The 21,742-nt window shown below is 70.7% G+C and carries 17 protein-coding genes and 1 pseudogene; 7 read left to right on the top strand and 11 right to left on the bottom strand.

The features are described from left to right. Positions 1-18 precede the first annotated feature (18 nt). Positions 19-2,046: pseudogene (locus ACFRCG_RS33620) on the top strand (DNA polymerase III subunit alpha); the annotation flags it as partial. 272 nt (positions 2,047-2,318) lie between these two features. Here ACFRCG_RS33620 and ACFRCG_RS33625 read toward each other — a convergent pair. From ACFRCG_RS33625 to ACFRCG_RS33635, 3 genes are all read right to left on the bottom strand, one after another. Beyond that, positions 2,319-2,897: a DUF559 domain-containing protein gene (locus ACFRCG_RS33625; protein ID WP_380038499.1), complete on the bottom strand. Its 579-nt coding sequence runs from the start codon at positions 2,895-2,897 to the stop codon at positions 2,319-2,321. 1,078 nt (positions 2,898-3,975) lie between these two features. Continuing rightward, positions 3,976-5,322 (bottom strand): hypothetical protein, encoded by a 1,347-nt coding sequence (locus ACFRCG_RS33630; protein ID WP_380038501.1) that lies wholly within the window; start codon positions 5,320-5,322, stop codon positions 3,976-3,978. 73 nt (positions 5,323-5,395) lie between these two features. Continuing rightward, positions 5,396-5,677: a hypothetical protein gene (locus ACFRCG_RS33635; RefSeq protein ID WP_380038503.1), complete on the bottom strand. Its 282-nt coding sequence runs from the start codon at positions 5,675-5,677 to the stop codon at positions 5,396-5,398. Positions 5,678-6,011: 334 nt separating this feature from the next. Between ACFRCG_RS33635 and ACFRCG_RS33640 the strand changes: the two genes are divergently transcribed. From ACFRCG_RS33640 to ACFRCG_RS33650, 3 genes are read left to right on the top strand one after another with little or no spacing between them, the layout of a single operon-like run. Continuing rightward, a complete protein-coding gene (locus tag ACFRCG_RS33640) occupies positions 6,012-6,359 on the top strand; it encodes a hypothetical protein (protein WP_380038505.1) in 348 nt (115 codons plus the stop codon). Continuing rightward, complete coding sequence (tgmB, locus tag ACFRCG_RS33645) at positions 6,349-7,377, top strand: ATP-grasp ribosomal peptide maturase (protein ID WP_380038507.1); 1,029 nt, start codon at positions 6,349-6,351, stop codon at positions 7,375-7,377. The genes ACFRCG_RS33640 and tgmB overlap by 11 nt, the downstream gene beginning before the upstream one ends. After that, positions 7,374-8,558, top strand: coding sequence for a methyltransferase domain-containing protein (locus tag ACFRCG_RS33650; RefSeq protein ID WP_380038509.1), 1,185 nt, complete (start codon positions 7,374-7,376; stop codon positions 8,556-8,558). Before tgmB ends, ACFRCG_RS33650 begins: the two co-directional genes overlap by 4 nt. A 191-nt stretch (positions 8,559-8,749) precedes the next feature. Here the strand turns inward: ACFRCG_RS33650 and ACFRCG_RS33655 are convergent, their stop codons facing one another. Beyond that, the gene (locus tag ACFRCG_RS33655) at positions 8,750-9,337 is read right to left on the bottom strand and encodes a hypothetical protein (protein ID WP_380038511.1); all 588 of its coding nucleotides are present in this window, start codon (positions 9,335-9,337) and stop codon (positions 8,750-8,752) included. A gap of 34 nt (positions 9,338-9,371) precedes the next feature. Here ACFRCG_RS33655 and ACFRCG_RS33660 point away from each other — a divergent pair, with 34 nt between their 5' ends. Then, complete coding sequence (locus ACFRCG_RS33660; protein ID WP_380038513.1) at positions 9,372-9,956, top strand: hypothetical protein; 585 nt, start codon at positions 9,372-9,374, stop codon at positions 9,954-9,956. Positions 9,957-10,331: 375 nt separating this feature from the next. On the opposite strand, the gene ACFRCG_RS33665 is transcribed toward ACFRCG_RS33660, so the two are convergent. Beyond that, on the bottom strand, positions 10,332-12,278 hold the full coding sequence (locus ACFRCG_RS33665; protein WP_380038515.1) for a hypothetical protein: 1,947 nt from the start codon (positions 12,276-12,278) through the stop codon (positions 10,332-10,334). 400 nt (positions 12,279-12,678) lie between these two features. On the opposite strand from ACFRCG_RS33665, the gene ACFRCG_RS33670 reads away from it, so the two are divergent. Continuing rightward, complete coding sequence (locus ACFRCG_RS33670; protein WP_380038517.1) at positions 12,679-13,515, top strand: hypothetical protein; 837 nt, start codon at positions 12,679-12,681, stop codon at positions 13,513-13,515. Positions 13,516-14,011: 496 nt separating this feature from the next. On the opposite strand, the gene ACFRCG_RS33675 is transcribed toward ACFRCG_RS33670, so the two are convergent. From ACFRCG_RS33675 to ACFRCG_RS33700, 6 genes are all read right to left on the bottom strand, one after another. Beyond that, on the bottom strand, positions 14,012-14,404 hold the full coding sequence (locus ACFRCG_RS33675) for a hypothetical protein (protein WP_380038519.1): 393 nt from the start codon (positions 14,402-14,404) through the stop codon (positions 14,012-14,014). Positions 14,405-14,614: 210 nt separating this feature from the next. Next, the gene (locus tag ACFRCG_RS33680) at positions 14,615-14,917 is read right to left on the bottom strand and encodes a hypothetical protein (protein ID WP_380038521.1); all 303 of its coding nucleotides are present in this window, start codon (positions 14,915-14,917) and stop codon (positions 14,615-14,617) included. 1 nt (position 14,918) lies between these two features. Continuing rightward, positions 14,919-16,268 (bottom strand): helix-turn-helix domain-containing protein, encoded by a 1,350-nt coding sequence (locus ACFRCG_RS33685; RefSeq protein ID WP_380038523.1) that lies wholly within the window; start codon positions 16,266-16,268, stop codon positions 14,919-14,921. Positions 16,269-17,048: 780 nt separating this feature from the next. Then, on the bottom strand, positions 17,049-18,308 hold the full coding sequence (locus ACFRCG_RS33690; protein ID WP_380038526.1) for an MFS transporter: 1,260 nt from the start codon (positions 18,306-18,308) through the stop codon (positions 17,049-17,051). 28 nt (positions 18,309-18,336) lie between these two features. Beyond that, positions 18,337-19,125 (bottom strand): PIG-L deacetylase family protein, encoded by a 789-nt coding sequence (locus ACFRCG_RS33695; protein WP_380038528.1) that lies wholly within the window; start codon positions 19,123-19,125, stop codon positions 18,337-18,339. A 69-nt stretch (positions 19,126-19,194) separates the two neighbouring features. Continuing rightward, a complete protein-coding gene (locus tag ACFRCG_RS33700; protein WP_380038531.1) occupies positions 19,195-20,547 on the bottom strand; it encodes a glycosyltransferase in 1,353 nt (450 codons plus the stop codon). A gap of 692 nt (positions 20,548-21,239) precedes the next feature. Between ACFRCG_RS33700 and ACFRCG_RS33705 the strand changes: the two genes are divergently transcribed. Then, positions 21,240-21,374, top strand: a complete 135-nt coding sequence (locus ACFRCG_RS33705) for a hypothetical protein (RefSeq protein WP_380038533.1) — start codon at positions 21,240-21,242, stop codon at positions 21,372-21,374. The last annotated feature ends 368 nt before the right edge of the window (positions 21,375-21,742 follow it).

Below are 21,742 nucleotides of genomic sequence, written 5' to 3' on the forward strand. Positions count from 1 at the left end.
AAGATCATTATCAGACAGGCCTTAGGCCTGGCGCCGGGCGACATCGACCGCATCGCGAAATCCTTCCCGCACATCCGCGCCCGGGGCATCACCGCTGCGCTGGCGGAACTGCCCGAACTACGGCCCCTCGCGGCGGAAGCGGCCCGGTACGGGCCCCTGTTCGCCCTCGTCGAGCGATTGGACGCGTTGCCGCGCGGGATGGCGATGCACCCGTGCGGGGTGGTCATCACCGACGCCACCCTCCTCGATCGCCTGCCGGTGCAGCCCACCCCGGGCGGGGACTATCCGATGGTCCAGGCCGCGAAGGAGGAGGTCGAAGCCCTGGGACTCATCAAGCTGGACGTGCTCGGAGTGCGGATGCAGTCGGCGATGGCACACGCGGTGGCCGAAATCGAACACGCCACCGGCCAACACATCGACCTCGACGACCCCGCCCGGGTGCCGCTCGACGACTTCTTCGCGTTCAGGCTCATCCAATCCTCCGACACCATCGGCATGTTCCAACTCGAAAGCCCCGGCCAGCAGGACCTGCTGGGCCGTCTGCAGCCGCGGGGTGTGCAGGACGTCATCGCGGACATCTCGCTGTTCCGCCCCGGGCCGGTTGCCAGCGGCATGCCCGAGCGCTACATCCGCGCCCGCCACGGCGCCGCGCCCACCTACCCCCACCCCGACCTCGAACCCGTCCTCGCCGACACCTACGGCGTCACGATCTGGCACAAACAGATCATGGGCCTCCTGGCCACCATGACCGGCTGCGACCTGGCCCTGGCCGACGTCGCCCGCCGCGCCCTGTCCGACCGCGAACGCATGCCGCAGGTCCGCGCCTGGTTCCACGAACACGCCACCGCCCGCGGCTACGCCCCGGAGGTGCGCGGTGAGGTGTGGCGGGTGGTCGAGAACTTCGGCGCCTACGGCCTCTGCCGGGCGCACGCGGTGGCGTTCGCGGTCCCCGCGCTGCAGTCCGCCTGGTTGAAGGCGCATCATCCCGCCGCGTTGTACGCCGGCCTGCTCGAGCACGACCCGGGGATGTGGCCGCGCCGGGTGATCGTCGCCGACGCCCGCCGCCACGGCGTGCCGATCCTGCCCGTCGACGTCAACCACTCCCACCCCCACCACACCCTCGAACGAGCCGGCGACGGAACGTGGGGTGTGCGCCTGGCGCTGTCGGCGGTGCGCGGCATCACCGACGAGGAATGCGCCCGCATCGCCGCCGGCCGCCCCTACACCTCCCTGACGGACCTGTGGCAACGCGCCCGCCCCACCCTGCCCACCGCCGAACACCTCGCCCGCATCGGCGCACTCGACCACGTCCACGACGGCCGTCTCACCCGCCGCGACCTGCTCCTGCAACTCCCCGAGCTCCACCGCCGCACCCGCAAGGTCGGCGACGGCCAACTCCCCCTGGCCGACAGCCTCCTCGACGCCACCCACCCCAGCGGACTCCCCGAGATGACCACCCGCGAGGCCGTCGGCGCCGAGCTGCGCATCCTGGGCATCGACGTCACCCGCCACCTCATGGAGCACCACCACCGACTCCTGCGCGAGATCGGCGCCGTCGACGCCCGCCACCTCGCCGACACACCCCCAGGCCGCACCGTCCTGGTCGCCGGCGTCCGCGCCTCCACCCAGACCCCACCCATCGCCTCCGGCAAACGCATCATCTTCGTCACCCTCGACGACGGCTCCGGACTCGTCGACATCGCCTTCTTCGAGGACTCCCACCCCGCCTGCACCCACACCGTCTTCCACTCCGGCCTGCTGCTGATCCGCGGCAAGGTCCAGGTCCGCGGCCGCCGACGCACGATCGTCGCCGCCATGGCCTGGGACCTCGACGAGATCGCCGCCGCCCGCCGCGACCACGGACCCCACGCCGCCCTCGACCTCCTCGGCACCCCCGCCCCACACCCCACCCCCGCCCAACGCTGGCGCGTCCTGGTCCACGGCACCGGCGCCCGCCGCCACCCCTACGCCGACCTCCAACCCCCGGGCCGGCGTTCCGCGGACCTCAGTCGGTACGGGCACCGAAGCCGGGGGAGTGCCGGCTGAGCCTTCGGGGACTCGCGCTGTCCACGGTGGCGCGGCAACGTGTGTTCGTCTCCGCCCGGCAGGGCCGGGCAAAGTGGAGCCGGCCCGACCGGGGATCGAAGTCCCGGAAGGGCGGCGGATACCGAGCTGACCGACGCGATTGAGTGAACTGAGCAGTACCCGGCGGCGCGAGGTCGAGAATACCGTCGGTGAGTAGGGGTAGGTCCGGCTGGCCATCGGGCCGGCGGGGTACTTTCGGTGTCCCGCGCCTCGGACACTCTCGGACGAGGGGCTCAAGCTTGAATGACTCCGTCGGAGGTCGGCTTGGCGCCCGGATACCCGGTGCCGTGCAGCTCGGGAACCGGGGCGCGGCGGGACCCGGCTCCAAGGATTCGCCGTTCGTAGACACGTTGCCCCGCCACGATGCGGCGCCGGAGGCGGTGACGCGGCGGCGGTGTGTCGGCGAGTTGGTGCCGGCGGGTGTCGATGGCCCGGGTGAGGCGGGCCGCGCAGTCGGACGGGCGCCGGATCAGGTCGGTCTCCCAAAAGCGCAGCACCTGCCAGCCTGCTTCGGTGAGTTTGCGGTCCTGGTAGGCGTCGTTGGCCATGTTCGCGGCGACGCGGGGGTCTCGGTGGTCCCTCTCGTGGAGTCCGTGCCAGTAGTCGCCGTCGGCCTGGAGGACCAGCCGCAGGTCGGGGATGGCGGCGTCGACCGTCCACCGGTCCAGCAACCGCAATTGCCGGGCCCAGGTGGCCTCCGGGGCGAGTTCGGGGACGAGTCGGTCGAGGAGCGCGTACAGGATCCGCTCCGGCCGGGTCTCGGCGCGTGTGGTGAGCATCGCGTGGCGCGCGGCGGCGAGGACGGCGCGCATATGCGGGTCCTCGGCGAGTCCGCGGGCCCAACAGGAGCGCGAGCAGGTGCGCCGGCCTCGGGCGGCGGTGGACGCGGGCACGCTGAATACCCGGCCGCATTCGGTGCATGACCGCTCGACGCGGTTGCGACGCCCCAGGTGACGGCAGGCGTTGCTGCAGTACCGGGCGCCACCGCCGTCGACCACCGACAGCTTGGCGGTGAACGCAGCACCGCACTGCGCGCACGTGCGCCGTACTTGCCTTGCGACGCACTTTTGCGAGCAGTAGGTGCCCCACCCGCGTTCGACGACGCTCAAAGGCGCCCGGAAGGCCGTACCGCACCTTTGGCACACCCGAGCGACGGTGAACGCCGCGGTGTAGCAATCCTTCGAGCAATACCGTCCTCGGCCGGTGTCCGCTCGGGAGGTTTTGATCTCGAACCCGGTGCGGCAGTGGCGGCAGGCTCGACTCGTCCGGTTGCGGCGCGCCAGACCTGAACACCGCCTCGAGCAATACCGACCGACCGCGGAGTCATCCGAGGCGGCCCCGGGGTTCTTGGGGACGAAGTCGCCTCCGCACTGGACGCATTGGCGCGGAGGTTGCCGCTTCGCGGCCACGGCGCAGGTGGCCGAGCAAAACCGCGCCGGACGCTTGGCCGCTTCCTTGCCCCGGAGCCGGAAGGCGAAGCCGCACTGTTCGCATTCCCGGCTGATCCAGTCCGTGGCATCCGTCTGACTGATGCGGAAACAGGCGGTCGAGCAGTACGTGCGACGGGCCGATGGCGGGGCCGAGAAAATCCGGCTACAGCGCGCGCAGGTGAGCGTGACGGGCATGGCGCAGTGTGGCAGCCGCCTCCGACATCGGCGGTGTTCAACGCTCCGCCCCCGCCGACCGAAGGCCCCGGTCGGCCGACGTGGGCGGCCCACAGCGCGCGGATTCCGTACTTGTTGGTCACGGTCGCATCCACAGGTAGCCGACAACGTGATGTGAGCCGGTCACTCCGGTCCGACGGGCTGCCGTGCAGTGAAACAGGCTTGCCCAGCTCGACCACATGCGGGCCATGTTGTGGCGATGGTTCGGGGCCGACCGCTGACCCTTTCAGCGGAGAAAGGAGTGTGGGGCTGTGGCGGCTTCGGTCAGGACCTCGGCGATCTCACGGAAGGGGTTCCATCGCTCGTCCAGCGGGGTCCGTCCTGCTTCCACGGCATCGAGCAGCCCTTCGATGCGTGCCTGGACGGAAGTCTTGTCCCGCAGTTCTCCCTGCCAGGTACGCGTGGATTTGTTCAGCGAGGTCCAAACGACCGGGACCGCTTGCCCGTCATCGCCGAGGAGGCAATCGAGGCCGAAGTAGAACTCGACCGAGCAGGCTCGGCCGTTGATGTCGTCGCACCCAGAGCCGGAGGGGCCTTCGGTCGGATAGCTGCGTGCGTAGTCCAGATCAGGCAGCTTGCAAGCGACGTAGTTCCTTGGAAGAACGGGGTTGGCGAGCTTCTTCAGCGCATCCAGCCCAGCGGCATCGTTGTCGACAAGGGCAATGACACGATTCATGACGCCCGCGGCCGCGAAGCTTCTGAGGTTGATGACCACGCGGTCCGTCCCGCCGCCGGCCTTGGTCTCCTCCAGGTTCCAGAAGGTGAAGTAGCCGGCAACGTCGGGGCGGACAATCCGTAATGCCCGGCCGAGGACTCGGGAGTCGAACTTCCCTTCGGTAATCACGATGATGGGTCCGCTGCTCGCCGTCTCGTCGCGCAACTGCTGGAGAGCCTCGGTGGAGACTGCTTCGGTGCTGTTGAGGTAGCCGGCGGACAACAGGCCGCTCAGGTCGATCTGCAGGACGGCCTGGGGGTCTTGAGATCGCAAGATCAGACCGAGGAACAGTCGGGGGTCGGAGTGGTCGAAGAACCAGTTCACCTCGTGAGTGCAAAGCTCTTCCAGCTCGGTCAGCAACGGGTGTGGCTCCTCGCTCCAACGCGAGTCCCAGTAAGGCAGTCCGGTTCCTTTGAGGTAGGCCTCTATCCCGGTGTCGATGACTTCCTCGACGGCGATTTTGTATTCGTTCCGAGGACGGCTTAGTGGCCCCTGGGGGTGGCCCGTCAGGACCAGGACCCCATCATCGGTCCGCTCGTCGAGGTCGTCGATCAGTTGCCGGCGGCATCGTTCCGGGTCGAAGCCCATCAGCGTGAGGCGGATGATGGCCGTCTGGACCGTCGTTCGGTAACCGAAGATATCGCCGGTGTCGGGACCCTCGATGCCTTCGATGTCATCCCATGTTGCTATTCCGTCCTCGCTGGCAGCGTGGGCGTTCCATTCGTCGATTTGGCGGACCCAGTCGACATTCATGTATTTGTCCTCCTCGCGGAAGACCGTCATGAGCTTGGCCCGTGTCTTGTTCTTCCCGTCCCTGATCTGGCGCTCGCCCAGCAGGAGTTGCCACCTGTCTCCCATGGTGTCTCCGATCCTTGTGACGCGGCTCAGGACAGATGATCCATGCTTCGAGGTCGGCCGGGTGTTCGTTTGTTCAGGTGCCCGATGGGAGTGATCTTGGTGACGGCTTCCAGTCGCCAGGGCCGGTGAGGGCGTTCGGGGTGGTGGGTTTGTGGCGGTAGGCGACGCCGGTCAGTTCGGCGCCGCCCCTTCGCAGACCTCGGCTCCCAGGGAGCGGAAGCCCTCGTCGACGTGGCCGCACATCCTTGCGCACCAACTCGTTGCGCTCGGCGACAACAGCATTCTGCTCCCCAACATCCTGGTCATCGATGGCCTCAGCAACAACGTCGGCCACGAAGGAGTCGATCTGGAACACGACCCCTCCTTACCGCCGCCCACGACCACCAACGACCTACAGATCGTCGTGGCGGACAATGACCCCCCAGTCTCCGGAGTACACCGCGCTCGATCTGTCGGACACAGATCGCCTCGTGCCGGAAGCCGCGACCCCGGACGCACCGACCAAGCGCGATGGCGGCAACTGAGACGACCAGCCATGTGCCCGACCCCTTGTCCCAAGGCTCGTCTTACACGAACCGCCCCTCACGTTGTCGGGCCGCTTCAAGCAGCCCCGGTCCCGTCCCTCTTGTGGTGGCGGTGTGTGGGTGTGCATGCTCGAACCGTTATCACCGTGCGGAGAGGGGACGGCCGTGGCCGATACCGAGGCACGCGAAGCACGTGAACGGTCGACCTTGGGCCTGGCGTTGGACGCGCCGGAGCTGCGCTTGCCGGTGAACCCCTCAGGGGTGGAGCCGTTGCCGGACCTGTCCGACCGCGAAGGTCCGGTGCCGTTCGCGTTCCGGTTCCTGGTCCCGGTCACCGGTACCGGCGGTATCCTCCCCGCCGACGTCGGCTACGACGAGGAGACGCAGACCGGCGTGTACGAGGACCTCCCACCCGGTATCTACATGACGAAGAACCCACCCAAGACCTACGGCCCCACCCAACCGTCGGGCCAGATGGACGCCCCCGACGACCCCGGCACCAGTGACGATTGAACCGCGCAACACACCCGCACCCACGCGACCCTCCCCGCCCCCGCTCCCGCCGCTGCGTCGCGATGGCCATGTCCTGGTCCTGTCGGGCCGTTTCGATCCGACCGCGGACCTGGTGGTGGAGGAGTTGAACCGGCGTGCGGTGCCGCTCTTCCGTGCCGATCTGGCCGAGTTCCCGGTCGAGCTGTCCTTGGCCGCGTCGTTCGACGGCGCGACGTGGACGGGGTCGTTGCGCAACGCCCGGCGCGAGCTCGATCTCGCCGCGGTGCGGTCGGTCTACTACCGCCGCCCGACCCGGCCGCGTTTCCCCGCCGGCATGTCCGCGCCTGCGCGACGGATCGCGGAACGCGAGGCCCGCCTCGGTTTCGGTGGGATTCTGGCCGCGCTGCCCTGCCGTTGGTTGCCTCCTCCGGGTCGGGCGGCGGACGCCGAGTACAAGCCCCTGCAACTGCGGGTGGCCGCCGAGTGCGGCCTGACGGTCCCGCGCACGTTGATCACCAACGACCCGGCGGCCGCGCGGGCGTTCGCGGCCGAGGTGGCGGGCTCGGTGGTGTACAAGCCGTTCGGTCCGGTCCGGGGTGCCGTGGACGGGGAGTCGGTGGCGGTGTACGCGAGCGTCGTCGACCCCGCCGTGTTGGACGATCCGGCGATCGCCACCACCGCGCACCTGTTCCAGGCCGCGGTCCCCAAGGCGTACGAGTGTCGGCTGACGGTGGTGGCGGGTCGGGTGTTCGCGGCCGAGATCCACGCCGGCTCCGCCGCGGCCCGGGTCGATTGGCGGCGCGACTACGACAGCTTGACCTACAAGGTGTGCGACCCGCCTCCGGACGTGACCCGGGGCGTCCTGGCGATGCTCGACACGCTCGGTCTGCCGTACGGCGCGTTCGATTTCGTGATCACCCCGGCCGGCGAGTGGGTGATGCTGGAGTTGAATCCGTCGGGACAATACGGCTTCGTGGAACAGGCCACCGGGCTGCCGATCACCGCGGCGATCGCCGACTACCTCGAAGGAGCCACGTGAAGGTCCTCGACGACGAGCAGGCCCTGATCGCCGCGCGGGTGCGCCTGGTGGAGCGGATCGCCGCCGGTGACGTGGTGCTGTCGTCGCGGATCGCCGAGGCGTTCCTCAACGTGCCCCGGCATGTGTTCACCCCGGTGTTCTACCGGCGCGCGGGCGGCGACCGCTTCGTCCCGTGGCGCGTCGATGATCCGGACGAGATCGGCGACGGCGGGGCGTGGTGGGAGGCGGTGTATTCGGGGGAGTCGCTGATTACCGAGGTCGACGGCGTGCACGCGGAACACGCCCCGCCCGAGGGCGTGTCGGGGGTGCCGACGTCGTCGTCGACGGCGCCGGATCTGATGGCCGACATGCTCGATGCCCTCGACCCCGTCCCCGGCGCGCGGACGCTGGAGATCGGTACCGGCAGCGGCTACAACACCGCCCTGCTGGCCCGGCTGGTCGGGGCGGAAAACGTCACCACCGTCGACCACACCCCGCACCTGGTCGACACCGCCCGCGACCGCCTCAAGACCGCGGGGTTCACCCCCGACGTCGTCCTGGCGGACGGCACGACCGGCTGGGCCGTGAACGCGCCGTACGATCGGCTGATCGCGACCGCCTCGGTCCCGCGCGTCCCGAAGGCGTGGATGGAACAGTGCGCGCCGGGCGCGGTGTTGGTGGTCCCGCTCAAGGGCACTCTGGCCGGCGGGTCGATCGCCTGGCTGAAGAAACTCCCCGACGGCACCGCCGCGGGCCGCCTGATGCACACTCCCGCAGCCTTCATGCCGCTCCTGCCCGACACCGACACCCACGAAGCGGGCCGGGACGACGCACACGCCGCGGGCGAGACCCGAAGCTCGACGCTGACCCCCAGGGTCCTGGACGATTGGACGTTCTCCTTCTTCGCCCAGCTCCACCTCGACCCCACCACCACCCGCAGATTCGCTCACATCGACGGCCGCCACGTCACCACCCTGCGCGCCGCCGACGGCTGCGCCACCACGGTCGCCGAGACCGATCGTGGAGTGGAGGTGGCGTGGATCGGTGGGCGGGATCTGTGGGCACCGATCGAGCGGGCGCATCGCCTGTGGCTGGATCTGAATCGGCCCCGCCGCGAGTGGTTCACCCTCGAGGCGGGGCCCACCGGTCAGCACGTGTGCCTCGCCGCTCCCGACGGGCGCGCGTACACCTGGACGCTGTGAAAGCCGCGATGGTGGACGGTCTTGGGGGCCCAGTGCAGCCAGACTCCGGGCAGCAGCGCGGGGAAGTTCACCGTCGTGGCCCCGACGATGGCGTAGTAGAGGTCGAACAGAAGCAGCTGGACTTCGCGTCGTCGACGCTTTCGCGGAGCCGCCCGTACAGCTCCGCCTTCGTCGTGGCCGGGCGAACAGGTCTAACTCTGGTCGACGATGTACCACGCGTTGTCGATGTACTGGAGGGTCTGGTCGCCGAGGTCGCTTTCGGAGAAGGGGACGCTCGCGCGGACCGCCGTGGCGGGGACCTTCACCTTGTCGGGTCGGGGTGTCGAGACGCGGCTCGGGTCGACCGTGGCGGTTTGCATGGCCTTCTTCTGTGTGGCGGAGAACATTCCGAACGTGATGGGCATCGTGCTGGTGCAGGGGCCGAAGCCGTCGTCCTGGGCCTTCTTCGCCGCCGGGCCGGCGATGTCGCAGACCGTGGTGAGGTCCTCGCGGCCCACGGCGTGCAGGAACTGCTCGTAGCGCTGGATCGCGGCCTCGGTGGATGCGGCCTGCAGTGCCGGCTGCGTGCCGGACGTCGCCGACGGGCTCGGTGCTTTGGAGCCGGTCGGCGCCGGCGGCGCGGATGTGGCCGGTTCCGGAGCGACGACGGTCTGTGCGGTCGTCGCCGTCGGGGACGATGTCGAAGGTGGGGCCGTGGCCTGTTTATTCGGGGAGTCGGTGTCGTTGCATGCCGCCAACAGGATGACGGCCGATACAGTCACGCCCACGATCGCCCGCACGCGATGCTCCCCTCGTTGAGATCACTGGCGGCCGATGCTACTTCGGTCGGCGATGTACCCGCTGGGCTCGTGTTCCATCGGCCGGGCGTCGACGTGGGCGCGTTTCCCGTTCGCCGCCCTGGGCTCGTTCATGCCGCTGCGCGCCGCCGCGGCCGGGTACGACGACGACCCGCCGCCCGTGGACCACGGCGCCCCCACCCGCGAGCGTGTGTCGGACCTGGCGCCGTGGGTGGTGCAACCCGAGGAGCCCGAGGCCGCGTTCGTCGTAGGCGCCACCCTGCCCGGATACCGCTTCCTCACTGCCCACGCCGACGATCCCCAGCCGGGCGAGTGGTGCTGCACCCTGCGGGTGATCGACGCCACCGGCGCGAACTGGGCCGACGTCGACCACTCCCGAGGCGAGGACCAGGGCCCGTTCCCGGTCACCGTGCACGGCGAACGCGACGTGTGGGCCGACATCGAACACACCCACGCCCGCTGGATCGCGCAGGGCCGCCCCGGCCCCGAACGCTTCGGCCTGCGCGTCGAGCCCGACGGCGGCCAACACGTGTGGTTCGACGACCCGTCCGGCCCGACCTGGCCCCTGCCGGGCACGGTCCCCCACGCGATGACGACCTGAACTCGTCCGGCATCGCGAGAGGCGGAGACAGCACCACCGGGCTCAGCTTCGCGCTCCTCTTCCTTTCCATCCTCTCGGGAGCGAACAACCCGTTCGGATAGGCGGCGGTCACGGGTTCGGCGGCGCCGTGCACGGTGGCGGCCTTGACGAGGACGTCGGTCCGGGGTCGCCCGCCATGCGGGCCGGGTCGCGATCGAACTCCTCACCCGGGTGAACGCACGGCGGCCTCACACGTGTTGCCTGGCAATCTGGTGCCGGTTGACGCTCGGGGCGGCCGCACCGGGACGGGACAATGCCCGGACGGTGGGTTCTGCGGGCGTCCGGGCATCGTGGACTCGAGCGAAGATCAGGTGTCGGGAACGACCATGCCGGACTTCACACAACGCGCAAGGTGAAGGCACCGTCGGCCCAGGCGAGCAGCCGATCGAGGGCGCCCGGGGCGGAGGCGTTCTTGTCATGGCCCAGGCGGTGGTTGCGGATGGCCGCGGTCAGCTCGTGCGCGAGTTCCGGGTCGCCTGTATTGTGCGCGAGCGTTCGCAGTGCACGCAGCCTCGGGATCGGATTGGCGTCCTGCCCCAGGCACGCCAGGGACTGGATGGCGGCCCACCGGCGCAGCGAAGCCGTGTCGATCAAGGGCTCCCCGTTGTGGCGCCACGCGCGCAGCATGCGCATGAGGGCTCTGCCGTCCTCGAGTCCGGTGTTGTCGGCCGGGACGAGGCGAAGCAGCGCGGCAGGCCCTGTCAGTTCGTGGATCTCGCCGTCGCGTTCGGCGGTGAACACCACACGCTCGACAGTGTCCGGTATATGCGCCGCGGCCCCGACGAGCAGCGACGTGAGTTCGCTGCCGGTCGGTGCCAGCGCGGTGATGTGCCAGGTGTTCGTGGGTTCGTCGGCGAAGACGTCGATGTCCGCGCAGCCCTGCCCGCCGAGCACTGCGGCGACCATGCCGGCGGGCGTGATGCCCAAGGCGAGGTAGTCGTCCTTGTCACCGAAGGAGACCCCCAGCCGGCTGAGCGCCTGAAGGAGCCCGACCAAACACCCCAGGCTGCTCTCGCAGGCGGTGAGAATGCCGTCCGCGAGTTCGGGCCACGCGATCTCGCTCGGGCCGTGCTTGTCGAGAAGGGTTACCCCGGTGTCGGTGTAACGGAGCATCCCGCCATGGGAACGCGCCGTTCGCAGCCGCGGGTTGAACCCCGTCAGCAGTGGCGCCAAGTCCGCGTGGTCGCGGGCGTTGCCCAACAACGTGGTCCCGTTGTCGTGGCGCAACTTGTCATAGGGGCGGGTCTTTCGCCCGGTGACGACCAGCAGGGCGATGGCACTCAGCCGCCCGGGGCCTTCCACCTGGCTCGCGGCGACGTCCGCGAGGGCACTTCCGAGTTGCCGAGGAATGGTCGAGGTTCGCGCGACATATGTGGCCTGCCCGGCCGCGTCGGTGAGATCGAGGAGGGCACCTTTCAGGTCCGGCAGAAAGTCCGGCTCGGCGGCGATCGCGGACAACACGCCCGGGTTGCCCGCGAACAGGGCATAGCTGTCGGCCACGAGCCGGCGAAAACGCGCCTGGTCGCCGAGCAGACGCATCGCGGTGTCGTACATGGCGAAATGAAGGCCGATGCCGCAGTCCCGTCCGGGCGCGTCACCGGTCAGGCCCTCCACCATCTGCTCGCCCGCGATGATCAGTTGGGACAAGGTCTTCACGCCGAGGTCCACAGACGCCTGCTGGAGAAGCGCGGCCAGCTGTTCCTCGGAGCGCTCCACCGACATCACGCTCACCAACTGATGCTGCAGCAACCGGAACCGGGCCAGCCGCTCTTCGCCTTCGTCGATCAGCCGCTGCGCGGCATCCGCGTGCCGCTGGGCCTTCAGCGGGGTGTCCGCGCGAAGCGTGTCGAGGTAGCTGCGGACCATCCGCGCGAGCAGATCGACAGTGGCGTCCGCGGCGTCGACGGACCCGATGTAGGGACGATGGCGGGGCGCCGCCGCGAGCAGGGCCCGCTCGGCGAGGATGGTGCGGACAGCGTCGGCAAGACGCTCTGCCGAGCCGAGTTCGTTACGGGCGACCGCCTGCATCGTCCGGAAGAAGCCACGAAGCCACGCCTCGAGCCTCCCGCAGAGCAGGTCGAAGTCCTCCCACGCGAACCGGGCAACCGATACCGCGCGAGCCGGCTCGTCGTACACACGTACCGCGGCCTCGGCCGCGGCACGGCGGCCGGCGCTGTTGTGATTGATCTCCCAGCGAGGCGGCGTCCGACCGCAGTCGGCGCACGGCACGCCGCGCACTCGCTGGACACCACACCCAGTGCAGCGGATCAGATCGAACGTCAACCGAAAGGCCGTATCAGGCATGAGAGTCTCCAGACCCGGCGCCGAGACAGCGGCGGGGAAACGGGGCAGAAGAACATCATCGGCCCGAAACCCGATGCCGGGCACGGGGTTTTTCAGGCCCGGGGGAGCCGAGCACCGGTTCGTCACGCCAGGGGAGACAAGACCAAACGCCGTGATGGCCGATCGCCCCTCATCAGCAAGGGGTCGTGGATAGCCCAAGCGTGAACCCACGCGGCCGCGGCCCGATACCACCCGCATCCCGCCGCCTGGGCGGACGCGGTCTCGGACCGTGTTCGGCGCGGTTCCCGAGTCCGGGCTCGCCCCGGCTGCGCCGGGTCCGGCTTTCGGACGACGGAGCGGCGCGCCCGGTGTGTCGGGGCCGTCGGTGATGATCGTTCCCGTGACCGATGTTCCGGTGCCCGGCGCCGTTCTGGCCGATTTCGACGCGTACATGCGGGCCGTCGACGCCGTCTTCGCGGCGGACCACGCCCGCTACATGGGGTGGGTGCCCCGGTTGGACGTCGACGCGTACGGGGCGTTGGCGTACGCGATCGAGTGCTACGAGCGCGAACACCTGGAGGAGGTTCTCGCCGACCGCCCGCCGCGTCCGCCGTTCCCGATGCCGGACGACGCCCCGATCGCGAGGCGGCGGCAGGTCTGGGGGGCGACCGCGGTGCCCGGGACCGGGGTTGCCGAATGGGACGAGTGGTTCTACGTGCCGGATGTCGGTGTCGGACCGCTGCGGTTCGGTATGACCGTCGACGAGGTGGTCGAGGCGGCGGCCGGGATACTCGGTCGGACGAGGGTCGGTGATTGCGTGCGCGGCCACGCGGCGTTCTCGCCGACGTGGTGGATCGAGGTCCGCCGTCACGGGCCCGCTCTCTCACCGCCTGCGGTCATGGCCTACGTCAGCCGGGATACGGGGCTGTTCTGCGTGGCCGTCGACGCCGTGCACGGTCCCCGGGTCGCCCTCGACGGACTTGCCCTGGTCGGCAGGGACCGGGAGGAGTTGGAGAGCGACGCGATCGCGTACGCCGAGACGAGGGACGTGTACCTTCGCTACTCGCTCGAGGGTTTCGCGGGACCGGACGATTCCGGGGTCGTGTTGTGCGGGCAGATGGTCGGGCGGGTCCTGCGATCGCGCCCGTTGTTCATGGTGACGCGCGAGGGCGCGAACACCGAGTGGGACTCGATACCCTCCGAGGAGTACCCGGACAGCGGGCATTCCACGGCCTGAACCCCGGGCCGAGACGACCGGGAACCGGCCGGAACACGCCCGCACCCTCCGAGGCCGGCCGATCCCGACCGGCGACGGAAACGGCTTCCGACCGCTGCGCCCGCGTGCGGGTGTTCAGCGTGCCGTGCGGGCGGGGTGTCGGTCGTGAATCACCGGGGCGGGCGGGTGGTTTCGGTCGCGGTACCACGCGAGTTGCTCGACGACGGCCGTGTTGCCCGGAATGGTGTCGCCGACAGCCCGCGCGCGCGAAGGTCACGCAGTAGCCGAACTCGACGAAGTAGGAGTTCTGCAACCACTCGACGGTGTCGGTACTCACGGCTCGGCTCCTTCGCATGGTCGACGGTCGCGGGACTCGGGATGCCGGCCGAGCGGTCCGACACGAGCACGCCCCCCACTTCGGCCCCGCCGGGGTCGTGATGTCGTCGAGAGCGGTCTCCGATCCTCGACGGCCTGCATAGCGGCCCACGGTGACCGGCGAGGTCCCCCGATTCCCGTTCTATGCCTGGTCGTGCGGGCGGCGGTAGCGGACCGTGCGATCCGGTGTGGTGAACGCAAGTTCGCCGACGTCCGTGCTCGGTTCGCCCCGTTCGACCCCGAAGAGCGCGGCGACCGTTGCGTGCGCCTCCTTGATCCGATCCGCGCCGCCATTGAGGTAGAAGTCCACGATGTCCGGGTACTTTGCGGCGAGTTGCTCGACGTAGGTGAACCCACGCCACGTCGGGCTCACACCGTGAGCGGTCGCGAAGTCGTGCAGCCAGGTCTCCGCCTCGGGCGTCGGATCCCACGGCGTCACCAGACGCCAGGGCCCCACGTTCAACCCGGCCCGGCGAGGATCCCGCACGAGAGCGCGCAGGGACTTCTCGACCTCGCCCTTCTGCTTGGTATCCAACGGCCCGGTGTACCTTTTGACCTGCTACACCACGTCGGTGCTGTTGGGCCCCGCGCCGCGATCGAGGATGTCCACTCCACCGTCGCCGCTCGAGGGGGTGATACGCACCGAGTCGACATGCTCACGGTTGACGAACATCGCCACAACGGCCTCGACGTCATTGCCTTCATATCGCGTCCATGCCCCACGGGTCACATCGCATGATCCCACTCACGGAAGGTGCGGGTCCCTGGCTTCCGCACGAATTCGTCCGGCGACGGGTTTCCCGCCATCGGTGGCTCTGTTCGTCGCCTGGACGTGGGCCTCGAACACGTCGAGCGCTGGGCCGAGGACGGTGGTCACCGGGTGCAGGATGTCGGCGGCCCGGATATTGACGCCGGCCAGGAGCGCGACCAAGGCGCGCATGGCGTGTCCGGTGGCGTCCGGTGCCCGGCAGCGATCCGGACCGGCCGCCACGCCCTCCAGCGCCTCTGCGACCCCGTCCGCGGTCTCCCACCAGTTGGGGGCAGCCAAGTCAGGTGATGGCGCAGCGTGTGGCGAGTGTGCGGAGTTCGGGTGTGGTGCGCCCGCCGATGAGGAGTCCGGTGACGTGGGCGCGGACGGCGGGTCGGGTGTGGGTTTCCTCGGGGGAGCAGCGTTCGGCGGTCGGGAGGGCTTGGAGGCTGTGGTCGCGGCGTCCCCAGTGGGCGTAGGCGGTGGCGATGTCGGTGAAGTAGCGGCAGCGGCGCTCCACAGTGGGCAGGGTCGCGGGTGCGATGGTGCGGGCCGCGGTGATGGCCGCGCCGGGGTCGCCGGCGGCGTTCTCGGCGGAGATGCGGTGGAGGGCGACGGTGGCGGGTCCGAAGCCGCCGCCGTGGTCGCGGAGCATGACCCCGCCCTGGCGCTCGGCGATGGCGGCCGCCTCGTCGGTGAGTTCACGCATGCCGTCCCGATCCCCGGCCCGCGCGGCCGTGTACGCGGCGGATTGGATCAGCAGTCCCCATTCGGCGGCGAAGCGCGGGGAGGGGCCCTGGAGGGTGGGGTGGTCGGCGGCGTCGAGAGCGATGCGCATGGCCTGTTCGTGCCATCCGGCCTTGCGGGCGAGAACGGCCAGGTTGCGGGCCGCCTCCGCGGCGACCAAGGGGCTGTTCCCGGCGTGGGCGGTGGCGCGGGCGCGGTCGGCGGCCATCCACCCCAACTGGACGTCGTCCAGCTTGATCAGCATGCGCGTGGTCAGCACATAGACCTCCGCCAGCAGCGCCTGGTGCTCGGCGCTCGCGCCGTCGTCGGCCAGGGCGTGGCCGGCCGCGACCAGGCACGGCAGGCGTTCCGCGAGCGCGCCGTAGCGACCGGCGTGATAGTCGCCCATGGCCACGGCCAACGCGCCGCGCACCCGCGCCGTCGTGGTGGTCGGCGGCGCGACGTCAAGACCGAGCATCGCATCGCGCACCCGCGCGACCAGGACATCGCCCGACGCCGGCGTCCGCGCGCCTCCGGCCCCGACGAGGGGGAGGGACGCGGTGGCAGCCAGGTTCGCCAACAGGCTTCGTCTGCGCACGTTCTCGCCCTCTCGTGGGTTCTCGCGCACCACAGTGGGACCCGGCAGCCCCGGAAACGGTCCATGCGCGGCCGGACGCGCTCCCGGTAACGGCGGCGTCGGCGCGAGCCCGAAGTCCTTGACCGACAACTCCAGCGCGTGGGCGAACCGCCGGATGACCGTGACGTCCGTCAACGGCGCGAGGCCGCGTTCGTACCGCGAGACCTGCGCGGCCGAGTACCCGGCACGCCGACCGAGTTCGGCCGGCGTCCATGCCCGGGCCGGCCGAGCCTGCCGTACCCGCATGCCCGACCCCGGTTGCTGCCGCTGTTGCCTGACGCCGGCCACGGACGACCTCCTCGCCTGCCGGTGCGGGAACTCCCAGTGATAGCACCCGCGCACCCCCACGATGAACCGCTTTGCACAACACGCAAAGGGATTGCGCCATGCGTTCCGGGCCGGGACGCGACGACCCCGTCCGAGGCGTGATGGGACCACGCGGCCCACTTTCCAGTCCGCGTCCGGCGTCGGAGTGGCCGCGGTCGCGGCCGCGGCGCTCCTGGTCGTCGCGGCCTGCGGCGGCAAGAACTCCTCGAGCAAGGCCGGCGGCCCGCAGAACAACGACGCCAAGGCGACCGGCACCAAAAGCAACGTCACCATCGGCCTGTTCAACCCGACCATCGGCCCGTTCGCGGCGCTCGGCACCGACGTCGACGCCGGCTTCGACGCGGCTGTGCGGGGAATGACATACGGATTCACCCGAGGCGGATCGCGCCGCGCTGCTCACCGCGTTCGGCGTGCCGGCCACCCACATGACGAACCGCTCGGCACGACGCGCTTGCGGGCATGGTCGGTGCACGCGTCGAGCGCGGCCTCGGCGACGCCGATCGACAACCACGGCAGGCCGAGCGCGATGACGTTCGGCGCGGTCGGGTCGACGATGTGGCACCGGTGCTCGCGCGCAGCGGCGTTGCGCGAACTCCACCAACCGGCTGCGGGTGCCGCGCAGTCCCATCGAGTCCCGGATCGAGACCAGCTCGATCGTGTCGTCCCGGCCGACCCCGAAGAACGCCGGCCCGTCGTCGAGCAGCGCGTTGACCAGGAAGTGGTCCGCCCTGTCGATCTGTGTCACGCACTGGCACACGGTTGTGGCCGGCGTGGGTGTGGGTCGATGCTCGGTTCGCGGGACAGGAGTCCGGCGAGGGACGCGGCGGCGAGGGCGAGGAGGGGCAGCACGAGCAGGGCCGCGCGGAGGGCGAGGTGGGCGGCGAGGAAGCCGACGAGTGGCGGTCCGGCGAGGAAGGCCAGGTAGCCGGTGCTGGAGACGGTGGCGACCGCCGGGCCCGGCGCATCGGGGAACTGCCGGCCGACACCGCCGAGCACGAGCGGGAACGAGGACGCGATACCCAGGCCGACGGCCGCGAACGCCGGTACCACCACCCACGGGGTGGGCGCCGCGATCGCGATCGCGGCGGCGGAGCCGGCCGTCAGCGCGCCGAAGCGCACGACGCGAACCGGGCCGAATCGCGCCGCCGCACGGTCACCGGCGAGCCGCCCGAGCGTCATGGCCAGCGCGAACGCCGCGTAGCCCGTGCCCGACACGCCGGGCCGCGCGTGCACCGAATCCGCGAGGTATACCGTGCCCCAGTCGGTGATCACCCCTTCGATGAGCAGCACGGACAGCCCGAGCAGGCTCAGCCACAGCAGGCGCCGGCGCGATCCGGGCCCGACCCGGGAGCGGGGCCGCGTCCGCGACCGGTGCACGGCGTGTACGGCCGGCCGCAGCACCGCGGCGGCCGGCGCCGAGGCGAGTAGGGCCACGGCGGCGGTGACGAGGAACTGGGTGTCCGGACGCACTCCGGCCGCCGCCGCGGCCGTACCGATCAGCGCGCCGGCGAGCGCGCCCGCGCTGTAGAGGCCGTGGAACGAGGAGATGCCGGAGCGCCGCGAGCCGCGTTCGCCGTCGACGGCGTGGGTGTTCATGGCCACGTCCAGGGTGCCCACCGCGGCGCCCAGGACCGCGAGGGCGAGGGTCAGGGAGAGCAGTCCGTCGGCCGGTGCGAGCAGGGCGATCGCCGACGCGTACACCGGCAGTGCGGCGCGGGTGACGATCCGGCTGCCGAATCGGTCCACCAAGATGCCGGCCGCCGGCATCGCCGGAACCGAACCCAGCGCGACGCCGAGCAGGGCGATGCCCAGTTGCCCGTCCGACAGGTGGAGGTCGGCCTTGACCTGCGGAATGCGCGGCGCCCAACTGGCGAGGATCGATCCGTTGAGGAAGAACACGGTGTACAACCCGCGACGGCCGACGCGCGATCGGCGCTGCTCTGCGCCGCGTCGGGGCCCTTCGGGCCGGGTGGCGGGCGCCGCGTCGGCTCGGATACGCATGCGGTTCCGTTCCTTCCCGTCCCGGGTCTCATGCCCCGGCTCGGCGGTGTTCGCGCGTCGTGTCGAGGGACTCGGACGCGTTGCCCACCTCCGGCGCGGCACGGGCGATCCACGGCAGTTTGAGGGCGGTGGGGGTCGTCGGCGGATGGGCCCGGGCGCCCGTGAACGCCTCCGCGTGGGCGACGCCCACCTCGGCGCCGCGCACGGTGGACTGCCGCCGGGCGAGATCCACGAAGTCCCGGCCGGCGCGCCGGCGGCGGCGATCGTTCTGGCTCTCGTGGCGCGCCAGCATGGCCTCCTTCGTCGGCATCGTGTCGGTGATGTCCACCCACAGGTCCGGTGTACCCGCGTTCGCGCCGGTCAGGGTGTCCATGTGGAACATCCCCGGCACCGCGCCGAGCGCGGGGTGGTCGGTTTCGATGCCCGGTTCGCGGGCCAGCAGCCGCGCGGCGCCCGCGAGGGCGCTCGCGGCCCGGTGGTCGGGGTGGTAGTCGTCGGGGTGGTGTGCGAAGACCAGGTCGGGGCGGGTACGGCGGAGCAGGTCCACGACGAGCAGTCGGGTCTCGGGGGTGTCGTAGAGGAAGCCGTCGGGGAGGCCGAGGAGGATCGGATCGACTCCCAGTACCGACGCGGCTTCGCGAGCCTCGCGCGCGCGGACGCCGATCGTGGCAACGGGAGGGGCGACTCGCGCGGTGGGCGCGCCGTTGGTCAGGATGGCGATGTCCACGTGGGCGCCTCGTGCCCGGTAGTACGCGAGGGTGCCCGCGCACAAAAGTTCGACGTCGTCGGGATGGGCGCCGAGGGCGAGAATGCGCATGGTGATCGGTTCTCCTTGGTGTCGTGGTGGACGGGGCCGCTGCCGCGTCCAGCCGTCTCCGGCCGTCTCCTACGCGACATCGGAGAGAATCCGGGCGAGCCCCAGCACGCCGCTGTCGGTGAGGAAGCGCCCGCGCACGTGTCGTCGTCCGTTCTCGCCCAGTTCCCGGGCGTACGTCGGGTCGGCGAGCAATCGCCCGACCGCGGCGCCGAGCCCGGACAGATCACGCGCGTGCGCCAACAGCAGCCCGGACCGGCCGTGTTCGATCTGCTGCCGGATGCCGCCCACCGGTGAGGCGACGACGGGCCGCCCCTTCCAGGCGGCCTCCGACACGGTCAACCCGAATCCCTCCGCGAGACTCTTCTGGATCACCACGGTCGAGCACCTCTGGATGGCGTTGATCGTCAGCGCGTGCTCGGTGGGCTGGTCGGTGGGGATCTGCACCAGATGCACCCGATCCCGCTGGTTCGGGCGACGCTCGCGGGCTTCGCGGCACTCCGCGAGTACCCGTTCGGCCTGCGGATCGCCGGCCGCCCGGGGCCCCACGAGGAGCAGGTGCGCGCCGAACCCCGGATCGACGTGGTCGGTGAACGCCTCGATCACGCCCGGAATGTCCTTCACCCGGTCCCATCGACTCACCTGCGTCACCAGCGGGGTACCCACCGGCAACGATCCGGTGTCCCGGTCGATCCGGGCCATCAGCCGCGACGCCTCTGCGGCGGGCCGCAGGAGGAGGTTCTTCGGTGCCAGCGGATTGATGGAGGGCGTCAGGACACGAATCGGCACATCGGGTGGCCCTGCGGACAACGCTCCGTCGTAGGACGCGATGAAGCCGTGTGCGGCGGACAGGTATCGACGCAGGAAGTCCCATGCGGGACCCGCCCGTTCGGCGTCGAGAGGGGTGCCGATGTGGCATTGCCACAAGACGACGCACCCGGCCTCGCGCAGGTACGGGATCAGGCCGGCCGTCTGGTGATCGTGCAGGACGACCACGCTGCTCCGACGCACGACGCCGAGCAGTCGCCGCGCGGCGGCGCGACTCACCTGCTCGTACAGGTCCCGTCCGCCTTCCGGGTCCGGCACGTCCTCGTGGTCGCGGGCGGCCACCCCGCACAACCGGTAGTAGAGCGCCTTGGTGAAGGCGCGGAACTCCCTGCTGCCCTCGATCGTGGCCCATCGGGTATCGATACCCTCGCCACGCAGGTGGGGCAGGGTGGTGCGCAGGAGTTCGGCGACGCCGCCGCGCGTCGGATTGTCGCTGACGTGCCAGACCTCGCGGCCGGCGAGGCGCGTCCGGGCCGCACGCAGCGCGTCGCGCACCTCGGCCAACCGGCGTGCCCCGACGAGGTGTTCGAGCCGGGACAGGGGCGTCGCCGGCAGCAGCACCTCCGGGAGCGGAGCGGTCGGCCCGGGGGGCGGCATGGGCGGGTATCGAACACGGCGCCGGCTCGGGTCCGGACTCGAACTCGGGATCGGGTTCGGGTCCGGGTTGGGGTTGGGGTCCGGGTTCGGGCGGTTCTCCGGAGTGACGGTATCCCTGGCGCGGGCGCCGAAGCGGGGACGGGGTGGCCCGTGCGGGCATCCGGTGTGGTTCATCGTGTTGCCTTGCTGTGCGTGGACGGGGGCGGCGGCGGGCCGGGGTGCGACCCGGCTCGCGGCCATCCGGTCCCGGTCGAGGTCCCGGATCCGGCACCGGACCCGATCCCGGCGCCTGCGCTTCACCATCGGCCCCCCGTTGTCCCGGGTGCCTGAGTCCGCCGTCCCTGACCGGTCCCACCCTCGCCGCGCCGAGATGGGCGCCTCCGGGATGTCCCCCCTCGTGCATACCGTCGCCCACGTTCGCGCCGACGACGCGAGCACGGACGACGGGGGAACGAGGGCCCACGCATGTTCGACGACGCATCGGCAGACGAGACCGCTTCCGAGTCACCGAGACCGCGCTGCTCGTGGCCATCGGGCGGGCAGCAGACCACGAACCCGATCTCGACCGAGAGTTCGCGCTGTTCACCCGGCCTCTGACACGGAGAGTTCCGCCGCGCAGCCTGGTGGACGCCGTCTTCGCGTCCCACCGGTCACCCGGACCCGAACTCGTCCGCGCCCAGATCGACGCCCTCATGGCAATGACGACCAGGATCAGCAACCACGGCCAAAAACTCGAACACGCCTCCCGAGGCGACATCACCACCGCTCGCACCTTCGTCTGCACGGTCGAGTCACTGCTCATGTCGCTTTTCCTGGAGCGTCTGTGACCCCCGGCCATCACGAGCGCCGCAGCACGGAACGAGCGAAACCGATCACGTGAGCCCCGGAGCGGCCAAGGGCTCGGCACGCCGACGAAGCCGCACGGCGCACCCGGCCCGGCGCCATGCCGGCCCTGCCCACGACCCAGAACGCGCCAACCATGCGGGGCGGACGACGACCTTCCGAACGTCGGCACCCGTTCCCCGCGAAGGCGCCCGGTCGGATGTACCGCCCGCCCGCACCGCTCGCCATCCGGGTCCACCGGGCTCCGGCAGACACCTCGGTGCCGCGCCGCAGTCGACCGCAGGTGCGGTGCGGGTGGTCCGCAGCGTCGTCTGTGCGCCGCCCTGGTCGAACATGAGCACGATGTCGGCGT

It is taken from the genome of Embleya sp. NPDC056575 (genome assembly GCF_042793325.1).
Classification (GTDB): Bacteria; Actinomycetota; Actinomycetes; order Streptomycetales; family Streptomycetaceae; genus Embleya.

Bases quoted from the DNA above. Each gene is read 5' to 3' on its own strand.
- ACFRCG_RS33625 (WP_380038499.1), bottom strand. From the start codon at position 2,897: ATGCGCGCCGTCCTCGCCGCCGCGCGCCACGCGATGCTCACCACACGC.
- ACFRCG_RS33630 (WP_380038501.1), bottom strand. From the start codon at position 5,322: ATGGGAGACAGGTGGCAACTCCTGCTGGGCGAGCGCCAGATCAGGGAC.
- ACFRCG_RS33660 (WP_380038513.1), top strand. From the start codon at position 9,372: ATGCTACTTCGGTCGGCGATGTACCCGCTGGGCTCGTGTTCCATCGGC.
- ACFRCG_RS33690 (WP_380038526.1), bottom strand. From the start codon at position 18,308: ATGCGTATCCGAGCCGACGCGGCGCCCGCCACCCGGCCCGAAGGGCCC.
- ACFRCG_RS33695 (WP_380038528.1), bottom strand. From the start codon at position 19,125: ATGCGCATTCTCGCCCTCGGCGCCCATCCCGACGACGTCGAACTTTTG.
- ACFRCG_RS33700 (WP_380038531.1), bottom strand. From the start codon at position 20,547: ATGCCGCCCCCCGGGCCGACCGCTCCGCTCCCGGAGGTGCTGCTGCCG.
- ACFRCG_RS33705 (WP_380038533.1), top strand. From the start codon at position 21,240: ATGGCAATGACGACCAGGATCAGCAACCACGGCCAAAAACTCGAACAC.